Genomic DNA, 16,397 nt, shown 5'->3' with positions numbered 1-16,397 from the left:
TTCAGACCGCCGCCGCCTTGGTGCCGGGAAGCGACGGGGCGTTGGCGAGACGCTGCATCTCTTCCATGATCTTGTCGTTGAACCGGTTCGCCGCCAGGTTCAGGGCCACGCCGACCGCATTGGCGAAGCCCACGGCGTCGGTGCCGCCGTGACTCTTCACGCAGACGCCGCGCAGGCCGAGGAACATCGCCCCGTTGTAGCGGCGCGGATCGGTGCGGTGCTTCAGCTTCCTGAAGGCCGAGCGCGCCAGCAGATAGCCGAGCCGGGCGGTGAGGGAGGCCTGGAAGGTGCGCCGCAGGAACTCGGTGTAGAGCTTCGCCGTCCCTTCCGCCGTCTTCAGCGCCACGTTGCCGGTGAAGCCGTCGGTGACGATCACGTCGGTCGTTCCGGCCGCGATGTCGGTGCCCTCGACGAAGCCGTGGAAGCGGCCGGGCAACGGCATCGCCCGCAGCCGCAAGGCGGCGCCGCGCACCGTGTCGTTGCCCTTGACGTCCTCTGAGCCGATGTTCAGCACGCCGACGCTCGGCTCCGCCAGCCCGAGCACGGTGCGGGCGAAGACCGATCCCATCAGGGCGAACTGCACCAGATTGTCGGCCGAGCACTCGGTGTTGGCGCCGAGGTCGAGCATCACGCTCTCGCCGCGCTGGGTCGGGAAGAACGAGGCGATCGCCGGCCGGTCGATGCCGGGCAGCGTCTTCAGCACGAACTTCGCCATCGCCATCAGCGCGCCGGTGTTGCCGGCCGAGACGACGCAGGCCGCCCGCCCCTGCGCCACCGCATCGATGGCGAGGCGCATGCTGGACTGGCGTCCGGCGCGCAACGCCGTCGACGGCTTGGCGTCGCCGGCCACCGCCTCGGTGGTGTGCACCACCTCGCTGACCGCCTTGAGGGCCGGGCGCTTGGCCAGCAGCGGCTCGATCCGCGCGGCGTCGCCGACCAGCAGGTAGTGCACGTCGGGGTGACGCTCGCGGGCGATCTCCGCTCCGGCGACCACCATGTCGGGCGCGTGATCGCCACCCATGGCGTCAAGGGCGATGGTCAGGCGCTGGCTCACCTCGGACGGACTCCCTGCTGCGAACGAAGGGCGCACCGGCGGACCGGCGGCGTCGGGCCGCCGTGGTGACCGGCCGGCGGCATCAAGCCGCCGTGGTCTTCACCACTTCACGCTGGTCGTAGTGACCGCACGAGCCGCAGACGTGATGGGGGCGCTTCAGCTCGCCGCAGTTCTGGCACTCGGCGTAGCTGTTGGTCGACAGGGCGTGGTGCGAGCGCCGCATGTTGCGCCGGGACTTGGAGGTCTTCTTCTTGGGAACGGCCATGACGGTATACTCTCATATCATTGGAAAAGGCGGCCCGAAAAGGGGCCGCCTGACGCGAGCCGCATTCAATACGGCAAACCCGCGCCAAGGGCAAGCATGTTCCGACCCGCTCAATGGGGGCGTTTCAGGCGCTCCAGCACCGCGAACGGGTTGGGTTTGGCGTCCGCCGGAGCCTCCTCCTCCCCGGCGTCGGGCAGCGCCACGCCGGGCGCGCGCGGATAGGGATCGAGCGCCAGCGACAGGTGCTGCGCGACCAGCTCGCCGATGTCGATGCGCCCGCGGTCCATCGCCTCCGGCACGTCCTCGTCGAGGGCGGCGGCGTCGAAGTCGATCTCCACCTCGTCGCCGTCCTCGGGCACCAGCGACTCCGGAGCGAACAGCGCCTCGAAGCGCTCGGCCACCGCGTTGCGCACCGGCTCCAGGGTGACGACGCAGGTCTGCACCACGTCGGCCCGCAGCTCGCCGGTCACGCGGACCATGTCGCCGCCGGTCCGGCGCAGCCGGACGGTGGCCTCGAGGCGGTCGATCGCCTCCAGCTCGAAGCGCGCCGCCAACGCCCGCCGCTCCGCCTCGGTGGCGGCGATCTCCTCGACGACCTCGTCGCGCGGCATGCGGTCGGCGACGACAAGCCGCGAGAACTCCGGCGCCGGAGCGCCGTGGGAAGTGCCGTGCGTCGTACCTTGCTCCATGTCCGGTCCCATCTCGGTCCGTTTCTCCACCGCGCCCCACTAAACCACATCGCCCGCCACGCTTGCCAACAGGCGCGTCGCCCGGCGGTTCGCCGGCTACCCCGAATGCGCCGGCGCGGCCGGAGGCGCGAAGCGGATGGCGCCGTCCAGCAGCGCCTCGACCGGCTGCCCCGCCAGCACCCCGACCTGCATCCGGATGTAGGCGGCGAGCGCCGCGAGCGCGGCGGGATCGACGTCGTGCACGGTGCCGTAGAGATTGTTGTCCAGCGCCACCTCCAGCGCCCTCGCGTCGGCCGCCGCGAGCGCCCGGTCGTAGGCGGCGATGCGGCCGGTGATGGCGCGGATCATGGCGGTGACCCGGCGGCCGATGCCGCTGTCGCCGACCCCCAGCTCGCGCAAGGTGCGGTCGAAATCGACCACCATGATGTCGTAGAGCTGGCGGGCGCGGGCGTCGGCCGCCGCCCCCTGCCCCTTCAGCCGGTGCATGGCGAGGAACACGTGCAGCGCCACCAGGTCGAAGCGCCCGTCGATGGTGTCGGGCACGCCGAGGTCGCGGTAGAAGGTCTCGCACCGCGCCTGGGCGACGATGGCGGCGTAGAAGTCGCTGCCGGCATCCAGGTCGCGACGGCGGCGGAACAGGCGGTCGAACACGGCTCGGGAACCCTCGGCTGCGGCGGCACGGTGGCGCCGGGCTGTGGCAAAACGAATCGGCGCCGCGCCGACGTTGACAGTCGCAAGCGCCCAGTGCGATTGTCCCTCCCATTTGGGACGAAGGGGGTACGCCGTCAAGCGTCGCCTGCGCCCGTGCCTGGAAAACGAGCTGAGCGCCATGACGAAACCGATCCACACGCTGTTTGCGGTCGCGCTTGCCGGCCTCGCCGCGACCGCCTGTGCGCCGACCGTGGCCACCCGCGGCAACCTGACCGACACCGAGCAGGTCGCCGCCATCAAGGAAGGGCAAAGCCGCCGGGAGGACGTGGCGGCGTTGCTGGGCACCCCGACCCAGATCGGCACCTTCGACCCGAACGTCTGGTACTACATCGGCCAGCGCACGGAGAAGACGGCGTTCTTCCAGCCCGAGGTGGTGGAGCGCAAGGTGCTCATCGTCGCCTTCGATCCGGGCGGCGTCGTCAGCGAGGTGAAGCAGCTCGACGCCAGCGCCGGCCAGGACATCGAGGTCGTCTCGCGCACGACGCCGACCCACGGCCGCGAGCTGGGCTTCCTGGAGCAGATGCTCGGCAACTTCGGCCGCTTCGGCGCCAAGGAACAGCAGAAGGGCCCGGGCGGCCTCTGAGCCGCCGCCGCCCCGCCGGCGCACCGGCGCCGGCGGGGCCGGCCCGCCCGCGTCAGCCCCGCGCCGGCAGCGCACGGATCAGCGGCGCACGAAGTTGAAGCTGAACGCGCTGCCGCGGTGATAGTCCAGCGCGTAGATCACCGGCCGTCCCAGGGCGGAGAAGGCCACTTCGGTGATCAGCAGGGCCGGCCCGAAATCGTGCAGATCGTTGCGCTCCGCCACCTCGGCGGGGAGCATGACCGACGACACGGTGGCCCGCGACATGCACGGCCCGTGGCCGTACCCCTCGAGCAGGGCCACCAGCGATCCCCCCCAGTCGACGTCGTACAGGCGATCGGGGACGAGCCCCCGGGGAACGAAGTCGACGCAGTACAGGATGACGTCGTTGCGGTGCATGCGCAACCGCTCCAGGCGGATCACCCGGTCCTGCGGAGCGAGCTGCAGGGCCTTGGCGACCGCGGCCGGCGGCGCCTCCTCGGCGATCGACAGCACCTTGTTGGCCGGCTGGTAGCCGTAGCGCTCGACCATCCGGGTGATGCTCTCGAAGCAGGTGATGGGGCGCTCCACCCGCACCGCCGCCATGGCCGAGACGAAGCGCCCCTTGCCGTGGACGGCGTAGATGATGCCCTCCTGTTCCAGCAGCTTCAGCGCCTCCCGCAGCGCCGGGCGCGAGACCCCGAAGGACGCCGCGAACTGGCCCTCCGTCGGCAGGCGGTCGCCGGGCCTGAGGCCCTGATGCCTGATCTGCTCGCCGATCCGTTCGTGCAGCTGGGCGACGACGGACGGTTCGGTGTTCCGGGCGCGCGGCATCATCCCTTCCCCTCGTTCCTCGCCGGCCGATGCGACCCGAACCCCCGGTCGGCGACCAGACCTAGCATACCGGCGGCGGAACGGTCCATGGCCCGGCCCGCCGCCGCACGGACCGGGCGTTCGCCGTCGCCCGGCCGCGCGCACGTTGTCAGACAACATCCCGACGATACACCCTCCCCACCGGAGTCCGCCCTGTGTTTCCGACGACGCAGGGTCGCCCGCGCCGGAACGTCCGACCGCCGCCGGTCACGCGTGCACGCCCGGCCCGGCATCCGTTTCAGGAACAATTTACCGTTTTATACCAGCAAGATGCCTTGATGATACCGGGAACGAGCGGTCATCCTCGTCGCGCCGGCCTCGGCGAGACGGCATAGCCACATTGACAATTCACCTTGACGGCCGTTCGGATACGTTGTCAGATCTCTGCACGGTCGGAGGACCGGCCGACGCCGTCGGCACGGTCCGAAGCGGGTGTCGCTGGACGCATCGGTCGGGAGTCCCGGGCCATGACCACGCCGATCCTCGAAGCACGGCAGATCCACAAGAGCTTCGGCCAGGTGCGCGCCCTGCAGGGGGCCGACATCAGCATCCATGCCGGAGAGGTGGTCGCGCTGATCGGCGACAACGGGGCCGGCAAGTCGACCCTGGCGAAGATCCTGTCGGGGGTGCTGACCGCGGACAGCGGCACGATCCTGGTCGACGGCACGCCGACCCAGATCCGCTCGCCCCTCGACGCCCGCCGGCACGGCATCGAGACCGTCTACCAGGACCTGTCGCTGGCCCTCGACCTCACCGCCATCCAGAACGTCTTCCTGGGGCGGGAGATTCCGGCACCCGGCCTGTTCGGCCGCCTCGGCTTCATGAACCGGGCGGCGATGCTGAAGGCCGGCGCCGAGGCCTTCGCCAGCCTGGGCGTGCGCGTGCCCGAATTCACCGCGCCGGTGGCCAACTTCTCCGGCGGCGAGCGCCAGGGCGTCGCCGTGGCGCGCGCGGTGATGTGGGCCAAGCGCCTGATCTTCATGGACGAGCCGACGGCCGCCCTGGGCGTCAAGCAGACCCGCAACGTGCTCAACCTGATCCGCCGCGTCCGCGACCAGGGCATCTCCGTCTGCCTCATCAGCCACAGCATGCCGGACGTCCTGGCCGTCTCCGACCGCATCGTCGTGCTGCGGCGCGGCCGCTGCGTCGTCACCTACGACGCCAGGACCGTGACCATCGACGAGCTGGTGGGCGCCATGACCGGCTCCCTGGAACTGGAGGGCGCGCGATGAGCGAAGACCTCTCGATCACGCGGCGGCCGGCGACGGACCGCGCCCCCGGACCGGCGACCGGCCGGCCGGCGGACGGCGGAACCGGGAATGGCGGGACCGGGGACGGCGGGACCGGGGACGGCGGGACCGGCCGGCGGCCCGGTCTGGCCCGCCGGCTCCAGGCCCGGCCGGAGATCATGATCCTCGCCGCCCTGCTGGCCACCGTGGCGGTGTTCGTCGCCCTGCGCCCGGACGCCTTCCTCAGCGCCATCAACCTGCGCAACATGGCGGTCGAAGCCTCGGTCACCCTGATCCTGGCGCTCGGCATGACCTACGTCATCATCACCGCCGGCATCGACCTGTCGGTCGGTGCCGTCCTGGTGTTCTCCAGCGTCATGGCCCTGCTGACGATGCGCCAGCTCGGGCCGGACGGCATCTGGAGCCCGCTCGCCGGCCTGCTGGTCGCCCTCGCCTTCGGCGGCCTGTGGGGCTGGCTGAACGGCGTTCTGGTCGCCTGGACCAAGCTCAACCCGCTGATCGTGACGCTGGCGACCATGGGCATCGCGATGGGCGCCGCGCGCCTGCTGGTCGGCGGCATGGACATGACCGGCGTCCCCTTCAGCATCGTCGAGACCATCGGGATCGGCCGCATCCACGGCGTGCCGACCATCGTGCTGATCGCTCTCGTGGTGGTGACGGTCGGCGGCATCGTGCTGCACTTCACCCGTTTCGGCCTCTACACCTACGCCGTCGGCTCGAACCAGCAGGGGGCCCGCCGCGCCGGCCTGAAGGTCGACCGCCACCTGATCCTGGTCTACGTGATCTCCGGCGTCTGCGCCGGCCTGGCCGGCTACCTGTCGCTGGCCCGCTTCGCCTCGACCACCATCTCCGGACACACCACCGACAACCTGAAGGCCATCACCGCCGTCGTGCTCGGCGGCGCCAGCCTGTTCGGCGGCTCCGGAAGCATCTACGGCACGATCATCGGCGTGTTCATCCCCGTCGTCCTGACCGCCGGCCTGGTGATCGTCGGCCTGCCCAGCTTCTGGCAGGAGGTGGCGGTCGGCATCGTGCTGCTGCTGGCCGTGCTGTCCGATCAGTTGCGACGGCGCTCCGGCCCCCGTTGACGTCCACGCGGTTCACCCGGAAGAGGGGGTGTGTCATGAGTCACGTTCGTCGCCACGTTTCCGCCGCCCTGGCCGCCCTGACCCTGGGCGCCGCGGCCACCCTGTCCGCCGCCCTGGCGGAGGAGCCGACCATCGCCCTGGCGCTGGGCCAGCGCAACAGCGGCTTCCATCAGGCCATCGCCTGCGGCGCCCGCGCCGCCGCCGTGGACTTCAAGGCCAGGATCAACGTCCAGGCGGCCCCCCACTACAGCGCCGCCGACCAGATCCCGCTGCTGTACGCCGTGCTGGCCACCAAGCCCGACGCCATCGTCCTCGACCCGACCAACACCACGGCGCTGGTGGCGCCGATCCGCGAGGTGGTGAGGGAGGGCGTGAAGGTGATCGCCGTCGACACCACCATCGACGAGCCCGGCCTGCTGTCGGCCGTCATCGGCACCGACAACCTCGCGGTGGGGCGCGAGGCCGCCAAGGCGCTCGTCCGGATGCTCGGCGACCGCACGGGCAAGGTGGCGCAGATCAACAGCATCCCCGGCATCTCCACGGTCGACGACCGCATCCGCGGCTTCGAGGAGGAGATCCGCAAGCATCCGAACCTGACCTACATCGGCAACCAGTTCGTCGGCGACGAGGACGTGCCCAAGGCGCAGTCGGCCTTCGTCTCGCTGATGAGCGCCAACCCCGACCTCGTCGGCGTCGCCGCCCAGTCCAACAACCCGGCCATCGGCATGGCCGGCGGCATCCGCGTCACCGGCGTCGCCGACCAGGTGGTGGCGGTCGGCGTCGACGCCGACGACCCGGAGATCGAGGCGCTGCGCGAGGGGCTGATCGACGCGCTGGTGATCCAGCAGCCCTACGAGATGGGCTATCTCGGCGTGCGCGAGGCCCTCAACGCCGTCGCCGGCCGGCCGGTCACCACGCCGATCGGCACCGGCACGGTGACGGCGACCAAGGACACCATCGATCGGCCGGAGGTCGCCAAGTACCTCTACGTCGGCAACTGCATGTGACCTTCCCGGTCCGGGGCGGCGGTGCCGACGCGCCCTGCCCCGGACGTTCCCCCGACCAAGAGTTCCGACCATGTTGAATTTCGACGTCCGGCGCTACCTGGAGATCCAGGGCGGCGCCCTGTCCCTGGCCGACGGTCTGCACCGGACCCTCGGCGCCTGCGTGGCCAAGGGGATGGAGAACCTGTTCTTCGTCGGCTCGGGCGGCGCCGGCATCCTGATGCACCCCGCCGCCTTCCTGCTGCAGCACGCCTCGCGCCTGCCGGTGTTCACCGAGATGCCGGCCGAGCTGCGGGCCAACGGCTCGCCCCACCTCGGGGCCGGCTCGCTGGTGGTCATGCCCTCGCTGTCCGGCACGACGACGGAGTCGGTCGACGCGCTCGGCTTCTGCCGGGACCGCGGGGCGACGGTGATCACCCTGGTCGGCCACGCCGACACGCCGCTGGGCCGGGACGCCGACCACGCCTTCGTCAACTTCGCCGAGGACGACACCTCGTGCGAATCCTTCTACCTGCAGTCCCTGCTGCTCGCCCTGTCGGCGATGGCCCACCGCGGGGAATGCCCGGACCGCGACCGCATCGTCGGCGAGTTCGCCACCCTGCCGGCCAAGCTGGTCGAGCTGAAGCGGGCCTTCGAGGCGCGGGCGGAGTCCTTCGCCGAGGCGATCCGCGACGAGCCCTACCACATCATCGTCGGCGCCGGCGGGACCTGGCCGCAGGCCTGGTACTACGGCATGTGCATCCTCGAGGAGATGCAGTGGATCCGCACCCGCCCGGTGCACGCCGCGGACTTCTTCCACGGCACCCTGGAGCTGGTGGAGACGGGCGTCAGCGTCATCCTGTTCAAGGGCGAGGACGCGTCGCGGCCGCTGGTCGAGCGGGTCGAGCGCTTCGCCGCGTCCTACACCGACAAGCTGGCGGTCTTCGACACCGCGGCCTTCGCCCTGCCCGGCGTCTCGGCGGACGTGCGGGCGCTGCTCTCCCCGGTCCTGCTGGCCGCGGCGTTCGAACGGGTCAGCGCCCATCTCGAGGTGAAGCGGAACCATCCCCTGACCACCCGCCGCTACTACAAGCGGGTCGCCTACTGAGCCGCGGCGGGCCGGCGGCCGGGGAAACGGAGGGAGGGCGCCATGGCCGCCTTCGACGTCGCCACCGTCGGCGACAACTGCATCGACCGCTACCTGCCGCCGGTCGGCCTGTCGACGGTCGGCGGCAACGCGGTCAACGTGGCCGTCCACCTGAGCCGGCTGGGCCGCCGCGTGGCCTATTTCGGCGCCGTCGGCGACGACGGCGACGGCCGCCGCACGCTCGACGCGCTGCGGGCCAACGGCGTCGACGTCGGCCACGTCCAGGTGGTGGCGGGGGGCCGGACGGCCTATTCCGAGATCACCGTCCGGCCCGGCGGCGACCGCGTCATCTCCTTCGAGGAGTTCGGGGTCTGCGCCGGCTACCGCGTCCCGCCCGCCGACCTCGCGGTGCTGCGCACGCTGCGGCACGTCCATCTCGGCTGGCTCGACGACGGCGGCGCCGCCAAGCGCGCCCTGCTCGGCACCGGCCTGTCGCTGTCCCAGGATCTCGGCGTCCACGCCCGCGCCGAGACGCTCGATCCCCGGGGCCTGGCGGTCGCCTTCGCGTCGACCGCGGCCGACCCCGGGGCCGCCGAGGCCCGCCTCGCCGACCTGCTGGCCGGCGGCGCCGGGCTGGCGGTGGTGACCATGGGCGGCCTCGGCAGCATGGCGTCGCGCGGCCACGGCATCGCCCGCGCCGGCATCGCGCCGGCCGCCGTGACCGACACGCTGGGGGCCGGCGACACCTTCATCGCCGCCTTCCTGGATGCGCTCCTGCGGGGGTGCCGTCTGGAGGACTGCCTGACGGCGGCCCGCGACGCCGCGGCCGGCACCTGCGGCCATTACGGCGGCTTTCCGCAGACGCCGCTGCCGCTGGCCGGCGGACCGGCGTGACGGCTCCGCACCCGCCGGAACGACGAAGGCCGGGCTCCCGCCCGGCCTTCGCCTCGGCATCCCCACGGCCCGGCGGCCACGGGGAGCACTCCCGCTAGCTGAGCTGGGCGATGATCGCCAGCAGCAGCAGCGCCACGATGTTGGTGATCTTGATCATCGGGTTGACCGCCGGGCCGGCGGTGTCCTTGTAGGGGTCGCCGACGGTGTCGCCGGTGACCGCCGCCTTGTGGGCGTCGGACCCCTTGCCGCCGTGGTTGCCCTCCTCGATGAACTTCTTGGCGTTGTCCCAGGCGCCGCCGCCCGAGGTCATGGAAATGGCGACGAAGACGCCGGTGACGATGGTGCCGAGCAGCATGGCCCCCAGCGCCGAGAAGGCATCGGCCTGGCTGGCCACCGCGGTGATGACGAGGTAGAGCGCCACCGGGGCCAGCACCGGCAGCAGCGACGGGACGATCATCTCCTTGATCGCCGCCTTGGTCAGCATGTCGACGGCGCGGCCGTAGTCGGGCTTGGCGGTGCCTTCCATGATGCCGGGGATCTCGCGGAACTGCCGGCGCACCTCGACCACCACCGAGCCGGCGGCGCGGCCGACCGCGGTCATGCCGAGCGCCCCGAACAGGTAGGGCAGAAGACCGCCGAACAGCAGGCCGATCACCACATAGGGGCTGTCGAGCTGGAAGGCGACGGTGACGTCGGGGAAGTAGTGCTTGAGGTCCTGGACGTAGGCGGCGAACAGCACCAGGGCGGCGAGGCCGGCCGAGCCGATGGCGTAGCCCTTGGTCACCGCCTTGGTGGTGTTGCCGACCGCGTCGAGGGCGTCGGTGGTGACGCGGATGTCCTTGGGCATGTCCGCCATTTCGGCGATGCCGCCGGCGTTGTCGGTGACCGGTCCGTAGGCGTCGAGCGCCACCACCATGCCGGCCAGCGCCAGCATGGTCGTCGCGGCGATGCCGATGCCGAAGACGTGGGCCTGGCTGTAGGCGATGATGATGCCGGCGCAGATCACCACCACCGGCAGGGCCGTCGCCTCCATGGACACCGCGAGGCCCTGGATCACGTTGGTGCCGTGGCCGGTCTCCGAGGCGCGGGCGACGCTGCGCACCGGGCGGTAGGCGGTCGAGGTGTAGTACTCGGTGATCCACACCAGCAGGCCGGTCACCGCCAGCCCCACCAGCGAGCAGATGAACAGGTTGGCGCCGGTGATGCTCACCGTCGTCGTGCCGCTCATCATCGGGATCGGCGAGCCGAAGCCGAACATCACCAGGGTGACCAGGAAGATCAGCGCGCAGGAGATCACCGCCGAGCCGATGAACCCCTTGTAGAGCGCCGCCATGATGTTGTTGTTGCTGCCCAGCTTGACGAAGAAGGTGCCGGCCACCGAGGCGATGATGCAGGCCGCGCCGATCACCAGCGGATAGAGCAGCAGCGTGCGGACGACGTCACCGGCAAAAAAAATCGCCGCCAGCAGCATGGTGGCGACGATCGTGACGGCGTAGGTCTCGAAGAGGTCGGCGGCCATTCCGGCACAGTCGCCGACGTTGTCGCCGACATTGTCGGCGATCACCGCCGGGTTGCGTGGGTCGTCCTCGGGGATGCCCGCCTCGACCTTGCCGACGAGGTCGGCGCCGACGTCGGCGCCCTTGGTGAAGATGCCGCCGCCCAGGCGGGCGAAGATGGAGATCAGCGAGGCGCCGAAGCTGAGCGCCACCAGCGCTTCCAGCACGTGACGCAGCTCGGCCGGGTCGCCGAGGTTGAAGACGATGGAGAGGACGGCGAAATAGCCGCCGACGCCGAGCAGGCCGAGGCCGACCACCAGCATGCCGGTGATGGCGCCGGACTTGAAGGCGATGTCGAGCGCCTTGGCGAGGCCCTCGGTCGCCGCCTGGGCGGTGCGGACGTTGGCGCGCACCGACACGTTCATGCCGATGTAGCCGGCCACGCCGGACAGCACGGAGCCGATCAGGAAGCCGACGGCGACGGCCAGCCCGAGAATGGCGCCGAGAATGATGAGGATGACCACCCCGGCGATGGCGATGGTGGTGTATTGGCGGTTCAGATAGGCGCGGGCCCCTTCCTGCACCGCCCCGGCGATCGCCTGCATGCGCTCCGAACCGGCGGGAGCGGCCATGACCTGCTTGCCGGCGTACGCGCCGTAAGCCAGCGCCAGAATGCCGCAGGCGATGACAAATATGAACGCTACTGTCATCCGTTCCCCCAAGAAATATTGTATCGGCCACAGTGTCCACGTCCGCCGCGTAAGACGAGGCGGTGATCAGGCCGATTTTTTCGCCAAAGAGCATGCTACGCCGCCGATGGCTTTGCAACAGCGGGAACGTCGGCCGGCGCACGGCGAAATGGTCGCACAAGGCCTCAGAGCGAATGCTGAAAGCATTCTAAAATAGCCCGTTCGACATAGACCCGAGACGGCGCACCGCCACCATTGCGGCGTTTTTGCCGATCGCCGCCGTGGTCGCGAGTCGCGACGTTGCGCCGCAGCAGAAGGAGAGCCCTGGCGGGGCGGATACTACAGATTGCGTTGAGTCACGACCTGGATCAGCACATCGTGCGCGACCTCGGCGCCGAGCGCCTTGGTCGCCGCTTCCATCAGCTTGGCCTTCAGGGCGCCGATCTGGACGATCTCGCCCTTCAGGACCGAACCGTCGTCGATCGCCTCGTAGAGGATGGTGATGAAGGCGTCCTCCAGGCGCGGCACGTTGGCCTGGGCGACCGGCTGCTTCTCGGCGAACACCTCGACCGTGACGGCGACGGTGATGAACTGGCGCACGCGGTTCTCGCCGATCACCGGCACCACCACCGGCTTCATGCGCACGTAGGCGGTGGCCGGCGGCGGCGGGGGCGGGGGCGGGGCCTCCGCCTCGGCCTGCCGGCCGACGACGTACATCTGATAGAGCGTCCAGCCGCCGTAGGCGGCCCCGCCCAGCAGCGCCAGGCCAAACACCAGAACCAGGATGGCCTTCATCGCCCCGCCCCGAGTCGCGTCACCGTCGCCGCCCACCATGACGGGCGTTGCCTACGATCGGGTTAAGCGGCCGGCGCCGGGAGGGCGGTGCCCCTGCGATCAGAAATGGACCCAGCCGCGCCGGGCAAGGTCGAACGGCGCTCCGGCGGCGTCCAGCACCGTCACCGTGCCGGCCGGCCCCTCGCACAGGCGGCCGATCTCGGTGATGGCGACGCCGGAGGCGGCGGCGAGGTCGGCCAGCGCGGCGCGGCGCTCCGCCGGCGCGGTGAACAGAACCTCGTAGTCGTCGCCGCCGGTCAGCACCCGGGCCAGGCGGTCGCGGTCGCTCCCGACGACGGCGCGCGCCGCCGGCGACAGCGGCACGCGCGCCGCCTCCAGGACCGCGGCGCAGCCCGACTCCTCGGCGAGGTGCCCGAGGTCGGCGACCAGCCCGTCCGACACGTCGATGGCGGTGTCCGCGACCCCGCGCAGTCCCGTGCCGACGGACAGGCGCGGCTCCGGCCGGCGCAGGCGCCCCAGCAGGTGGGCGCGCGCGCCGGCGTCCTCCACCGCCAGCTCGCCCAGGGCGACGGCCAGGCCGAGCGCGGCGTCGCCGATGGTGCCGGTGACGAAGACGGGGTCGCCGCGCCGTCGCGTGGCGCGGGGAAGCGCCTGCCCCGCCGGCACCAGCCCGAAGGCGGTCAGCGCCAGGGTGATCGGCCCGTGCGTCGACACCGAGTCGCCGCCGGCCAGGGCGATGCCGTAGCGCCGCTGGTCCTCCCCGAGCGCCGCCGCGAAGGCGGCCAGCCACGCCTCCGGCAGGTCGCGCGGCAGCGCCACCGCCAGGGTGTAGGCCAGCGGCTCGGCGGCCATGGCGGCGAGGTCCGACAGGTTGACCCGCATCAGCTTGGCGGCGACGTCGGCCGGCGGATCGTCGGGCAGGAAATGCACCCCGGCCACCATGGCGTCCATGGTGACCACCAGCTCCTGCCCCTCGGGCACGGCGAACACGGCGGCGTCGTCGGCCAGCCCGCGGGCCCCCGGGAAGCCCGCCGCCAGCGGCTTGAAGTAGCGGGCGATCCGGCCGAACTCGCCGCTCCCGGCGGGTCGCCCCTCAGCGCTCGCCGGCGGCGTCACGGGCCGGGTCCGGCTGCTGCAGCTCGTCGGGCCGCACGACGCGGGCGACGTGGTCGAGCACGCCGTTGACCATGCCGGGCTCGCGGCCGGCGAAGAAGGCATGCGCCACGTCGACGTACTCGCTGATGAGGATGCGCGGGTGGACGTCGCGGTGGGCGAACAGTTCGTAAGCGCCGGCGCGGAAGATGGCGCGCAGCAGCAGCTCGACGCGTTCCAGCGGGAACTTCGGCGACAGGGCCGCGCTCACCATGCCGTCGACCTCCTCGCGGCGGTAGGCGGCGCCGCGGACGATGTCGGCGAACAGCTGGGGGTCGGCGGCGACGAAGCGGTCACCGTCGATCTCCTGGCCCAGCCGGTGCTTGACGAACTCGCCGATCACCGGCTCCACCTCGGCGCCGGTCAGGTCGACCTGGTAGAGCGCCTGCACCGCCGACAGCCGCGCCGCCTTGCGCCGTGCCTTGGCCGAGCCGCCCCCGGTCTTCCTCGCCCCGGACTTCCTGTTGCCACGCCGCTCCTTGGCGCGGTCGGCCGCGTCTTCGTTGCTCATGATGTCTTGGAACTGCCTGAAAAAAAACGTGTGGATTGCGGGGTCGGCGCCTCACCGCGGATAGAGGCGGAATTGGCGCTTCAGCTCGATCATGTCAAGGCAGGCGCGGGCCGCCAAGGCTCCGCGGTTGCGCCCGCCGGTGGCGGCGCGCAGCCACGCCTGCTCGCGGTTCTCCACGGTCAGGATGCCGTTGCCCACCGCCAGGGTGTGCCGCAGGGCGACGTCGTGCAGGCCGCGCATGGCCTCGGCACAGATCAGGTCGTACTGGGTCGTCTCGCCGCGGATGACGCAGCCCAGCGCGACATAGCCGTCGTAGCGCCGGCGCGCGGTGTAGACGTCCATGGACCGCACCGCGATCTGCACCGCCGCCGGGATCTCCAGGGCGCCGGGCACCGGCACGCGCTGGTAGGTCGCCCCGCTCTTGTTCAACTCGGCGACGGCGCCGCGCACCAACTCGTCGGCGATGTCCTCGTGGAAGCGGGACTCGACCACCATGATGTGCGGCCCGTCGCTCATGGGCGCTCACTCGGACTCCGCGCCGCCGCCGGTCGGCACCGGGCGGTGACCGACCACGGTGAGGCCGTAGCCCTCCAGGCCGATGATCGCCTTGGGCCGGTTGCTCAGCAGGGTCATCGAGCGCACCCCAAGGTCGAGCAGGATCTGCGCGCCGACACCGTAGTCGCGCAGCTCGCCGCCGCCGCTGCTCTGCCCCTCCAGCCGCGCCCGCGCCAGCACCGAGAGGCCGTTCGGCTGCGGCTCGCGCAGCAGCACGACGACGCCGCGGCCCTCGCGGGCGATCAGCTCCATGCAGGCCTGCAGCTCGCCGTCGCGCCCGGCCGAACGGTCGCCCAGCACGTCGTCGAGGACCGACAGCGCGTGCATGCGCACCAGCACCGGCTCGTCGCCGGAGATGTCGCCGCGGACCAGCGCGATGTGCTCGGCGTACGCCACCTTGTTGACGTAGACGTACATCTGGAAGCAGCCGCCGAACCGGCTGTCGAGGGTGCCGGCGAGGCGCTGCTCGACGATCGTCTCGGTGCGCCGGCGGTGGGCGATGAGGTCGGCGATGGTGCCGACCTTGAGGCCGTGGAACTGGGCGAACTTCACCAGGTCGGGCAGGCGGGCCATGCTGCCGTCGTCGTTCATGATCTCGCAGATCACGCCGGCCGGCGGCAGCCCGACCATGCGGGCGATGTCGACCGCCGCCTCGGTGTGGCCGGCGCGCACCAGCACGCCGCCGTCCCGGGCCAGCAGGGGGAAGACGTGGCCCGGCGTCACCAGGTCCTCCGGGCCGCTCGACTCGTCGATGGCGACCTGCACCGTGCGGGCGCGGTCGGCGGCGGAGATGCCGGTGGTCACCCCCTCGCGCGCCTCGATGGAGACGGTGAAGGCGGTGTGGTGGCGCGAGGCGTTCTGCTGCGCCATCAGCGGCAGCCGCAGCTTCTCGATGCGCTGGCGGTCGAGCGCCAGGCAGATCAGCCCGCGCCCGTGCTTGGCCATGAAGTTGATCACCTCCGGCGTCGCCATCTGCGCCGGGATGACGAGGTCGCCTTCGTTCTCGCGGTCCTCGTCGTCGACGAGGATGAACATCCGGCCGTGGCGCGCCTCGTCGAGAATCTCTTCGGCCGAGGAGAGATAGGAATGGTATTCGGACGTCATTCTTGGCCCACCAGCCGGGCGACGTAGCGCGCCAGCATGTCGATTTCCATGTTGACCCGGTCGCCCGGCTTCAGGCGGCCGAAGGTCGTGGCGCTCTGGGTGTGGGGGATGATGTTGACCCCGAAGCGGGCCCCCTCCACCTCGTTGACGGTGAGCGACACGCCGTCCAGCGCCACCGAGCCCTTGGGCGCGACGTACCGCGCGAGATCGGCCGGCGCCTCGAAGGTGTAGCGCAGCGACTCGCCGTCGGGCCGCACCGCGACCACGGTGGCGACGCCGTCGACGTGCCCCGACACGATGTGGCCGCCCAGCTCGTCGCCGACCTTCAGGGCGCGTTCGAGATTGACCGGCGTGTCCGGCTCCCAGCCCCCCAGGGTCGTCCTGGACAGCGTCTCGGCCGAGGCCTGGACGGCGAACCAGCCGGGCCCCTTGTCGACGACGGTGAGACAGACGCCGCTGTTGGCGATGGACGCGCCGATGGGGACCGTGTCCATGGCGAAGGCGGTCTCGATGGTGAAGCGCGTGTCGCCCTGCCTCTCCACAGCGCGCACGCGGCCGACGTCGGTGACGATTCCGGTAAACATGGCGCGGACTGTAGCAGGTTTTCCGCCGGGCGGAAGCGATCAGCGCACCCCGTCCCGT

General features: G+C 71.3%; 18 protein-coding genes. 6 read left to right on the top strand and 12 right to left on the bottom strand.

Features of this window, described 5'->3' with window-relative positions:
- Position 1: 1 nt before the first annotated feature.
- The 4 genes from plsX to ACSBPG_RS21305 form a co-directional block, all read right to left on the bottom strand.
- Positions 2-1,054, bottom strand: a complete 1,053-nt coding sequence (plsX, locus tag ACSBPG_RS21320) for a phosphate acyltransferase PlsX (protein ID WP_435539228.1) — start codon at positions 1,052-1,054, stop codon at positions 2-4.
- A gap of 82 nt (positions 1,055-1,136) precedes the next feature.
- Entirely contained in the window at positions 1,137-1,319 is a 183-nt protein-coding gene (gene rpmF, locus ACSBPG_RS21315) for a 50S ribosomal protein L32 (RefSeq protein WP_435539227.1), read from the bottom strand.
- Between the two features lie 110 nt (positions 1,320-1,429).
- Positions 1,430-2,008, bottom strand: a complete 579-nt coding sequence (locus tag ACSBPG_RS21310) for a YceD family protein (protein ID WP_435539226.1) — start codon at positions 2,006-2,008, stop codon at positions 1,430-1,432.
- A 96-nt stretch (positions 2,009-2,104) separates the two neighbouring features.
- A complete protein-coding gene (locus ACSBPG_RS21305) occupies positions 2,105-2,659 on the bottom strand; it encodes a ubiquinol-cytochrome C chaperone family protein (protein WP_435539225.1) in 555 nt (184 codons plus the stop codon).
- A gap of 178 nt (positions 2,660-2,837) precedes the next feature.
- Here ACSBPG_RS21305 and ACSBPG_RS21300 point away from each other — a divergent pair, with 178 nt between their 5' ends.
- Positions 2,838-3,302 carry an outer membrane protein assembly factor BamE gene (locus ACSBPG_RS21300; protein ID WP_435539224.1) on the top strand — a complete coding sequence of 155 codons (465 nt, stop codon included), beginning with the start codon at positions 2,838-2,840 and terminating at the stop codon, positions 3,300-3,302.
- A gap of 78 nt (positions 3,303-3,380) precedes the next feature.
- Here the strand turns inward: ACSBPG_RS21300 and ACSBPG_RS21295 are convergent, their stop codons facing one another.
- The gene (locus tag ACSBPG_RS21295) at positions 3,381-4,112 is read right to left on the bottom strand and encodes a GntR family transcriptional regulator (RefSeq protein ID WP_435539223.1); all 732 of its coding nucleotides are present in this window, start codon (positions 4,110-4,112) and stop codon (positions 3,381-3,383) included.
- 506 nt (positions 4,113-4,618) lie between these two features.
- Between ACSBPG_RS21295 and ACSBPG_RS21290 the strand changes: the two genes are divergently transcribed.
- The 5 genes from ACSBPG_RS21290 to ACSBPG_RS21270 all read left to right on the top strand — a co-directional run bounded on the left by ACSBPG_RS21290 (position 4,619) and on the right by ACSBPG_RS21270 (position 9,453).
- On the top strand, positions 4,619-5,383 hold the full coding sequence (locus tag ACSBPG_RS21290; protein WP_435539222.1) for an ATP-binding cassette domain-containing protein: 765 nt from the start codon (positions 4,619-4,621) through the stop codon (positions 5,381-5,383).
- Entirely contained in the window at positions 5,380-6,489 is a 1,110-nt protein-coding gene (locus ACSBPG_RS21285; RefSeq protein ID WP_435539221.1) for an ABC transporter permease, read from the top strand. Before ACSBPG_RS21290 ends, ACSBPG_RS21285 begins: the two co-directional genes overlap by 4 nt.
- 35 nt (positions 6,490-6,524) lie before the next feature.
- Entirely contained in the window at positions 6,525-7,496 is a 972-nt protein-coding gene (locus ACSBPG_RS21280) for a substrate-binding domain-containing protein (RefSeq protein ID WP_435539220.1), read from the top strand.
- 70 nt (positions 7,497-7,566) lie between these two features.
- Positions 7,567-8,580 (top strand): SIS domain-containing protein, encoded by a 1,014-nt coding sequence (locus ACSBPG_RS21275; RefSeq protein WP_435539219.1) that lies wholly within the window; start codon positions 7,567-7,569, stop codon positions 8,578-8,580.
- Between the two features lie 42 nt (positions 8,581-8,622).
- Positions 8,623-9,453 carry a PfkB family carbohydrate kinase gene (locus ACSBPG_RS21270; protein ID WP_435539218.1) on the top strand — a complete coding sequence of 277 codons (831 nt, stop codon included), beginning with the start codon at positions 8,623-8,625 and terminating at the stop codon, positions 9,451-9,453.
- 94 nt (positions 9,454-9,547) lie between these two features.
- Here the strand turns inward: ACSBPG_RS21270 and ACSBPG_RS21265 are convergent, their stop codons facing one another.
- From ACSBPG_RS21265 to ACSBPG_RS21235, 7 genes are all read right to left on the bottom strand, one after another.
- Positions 9,548-11,659: a sodium-translocating pyrophosphatase gene (locus tag ACSBPG_RS21265; RefSeq protein WP_435539217.1), complete on the bottom strand. Its 2,112-nt coding sequence runs from the start codon at positions 11,657-11,659 to the stop codon at positions 9,548-9,550.
- 318 nt (positions 11,660-11,977) lie between these two features.
- Positions 11,978-12,433: a hypothetical protein gene (locus ACSBPG_RS21260; RefSeq protein WP_435539216.1), complete on the bottom strand. Its 456-nt coding sequence runs from the start codon at positions 12,431-12,433 to the stop codon at positions 11,978-11,980.
- Between the two features lie 99 nt (positions 12,434-12,532).
- Positions 12,533-13,549 carry a thiamine-phosphate kinase gene (gene thiL, locus ACSBPG_RS21255; RefSeq protein ID WP_435539215.1) on the bottom strand — a complete coding sequence of 339 codons (1,017 nt, stop codon included), beginning with the start codon at positions 13,547-13,549 and terminating at the stop codon, positions 12,533-12,535.
- Positions 13,527-14,096 carry a transcription antitermination factor NusB gene (nusB, locus tag ACSBPG_RS21250; RefSeq protein WP_435539214.1) on the bottom strand — a complete coding sequence of 190 codons (570 nt, stop codon included), beginning with the start codon at positions 14,094-14,096 and terminating at the stop codon, positions 13,527-13,529. The genes thiL and nusB overlap by 23 nt, the downstream gene beginning before the upstream one ends.
- 51 nt (positions 14,097-14,147) lie before the next feature.
- The gene (ribH, locus tag ACSBPG_RS21245) at positions 14,148-14,612 is read right to left on the bottom strand and encodes a 6,7-dimethyl-8-ribityllumazine synthase (RefSeq protein WP_435539213.1); all 465 of its coding nucleotides are present in this window, start codon (positions 14,610-14,612) and stop codon (positions 14,148-14,150) included.
- Positions 14,613-14,618: 6 nt separating this feature from the next.
- On the bottom strand, positions 14,619-15,755 hold the full coding sequence (ribB, locus tag ACSBPG_RS21240; protein WP_435539212.1) for a 3,4-dihydroxy-2-butanone-4-phosphate synthase: 1,137 nt from the start codon (positions 15,753-15,755) through the stop codon (positions 14,619-14,621).
- Positions 15,752-16,339: a riboflavin synthase gene (locus ACSBPG_RS21235; RefSeq protein WP_435539211.1), complete on the bottom strand. Its 588-nt coding sequence runs from the start codon at positions 16,337-16,339 to the stop codon at positions 15,752-15,754. The genes ribB and ACSBPG_RS21235 overlap by 4 nt, the downstream gene beginning before the upstream one ends.
- Between the last annotated feature and the right edge of the window lie 58 nt (positions 16,340-16,397).

Source organism: Azospirillum sp. ST 5-10, assembly GCF_051225715.1.
In the GTDB taxonomy this organism is placed as follows: Bacteria; Pseudomonadota; Alphaproteobacteria; order Azospirillales; family Azospirillaceae; genus Azospirillum.
This window is presented reverse-complemented; position numbering and strand designations above follow the sequence as displayed.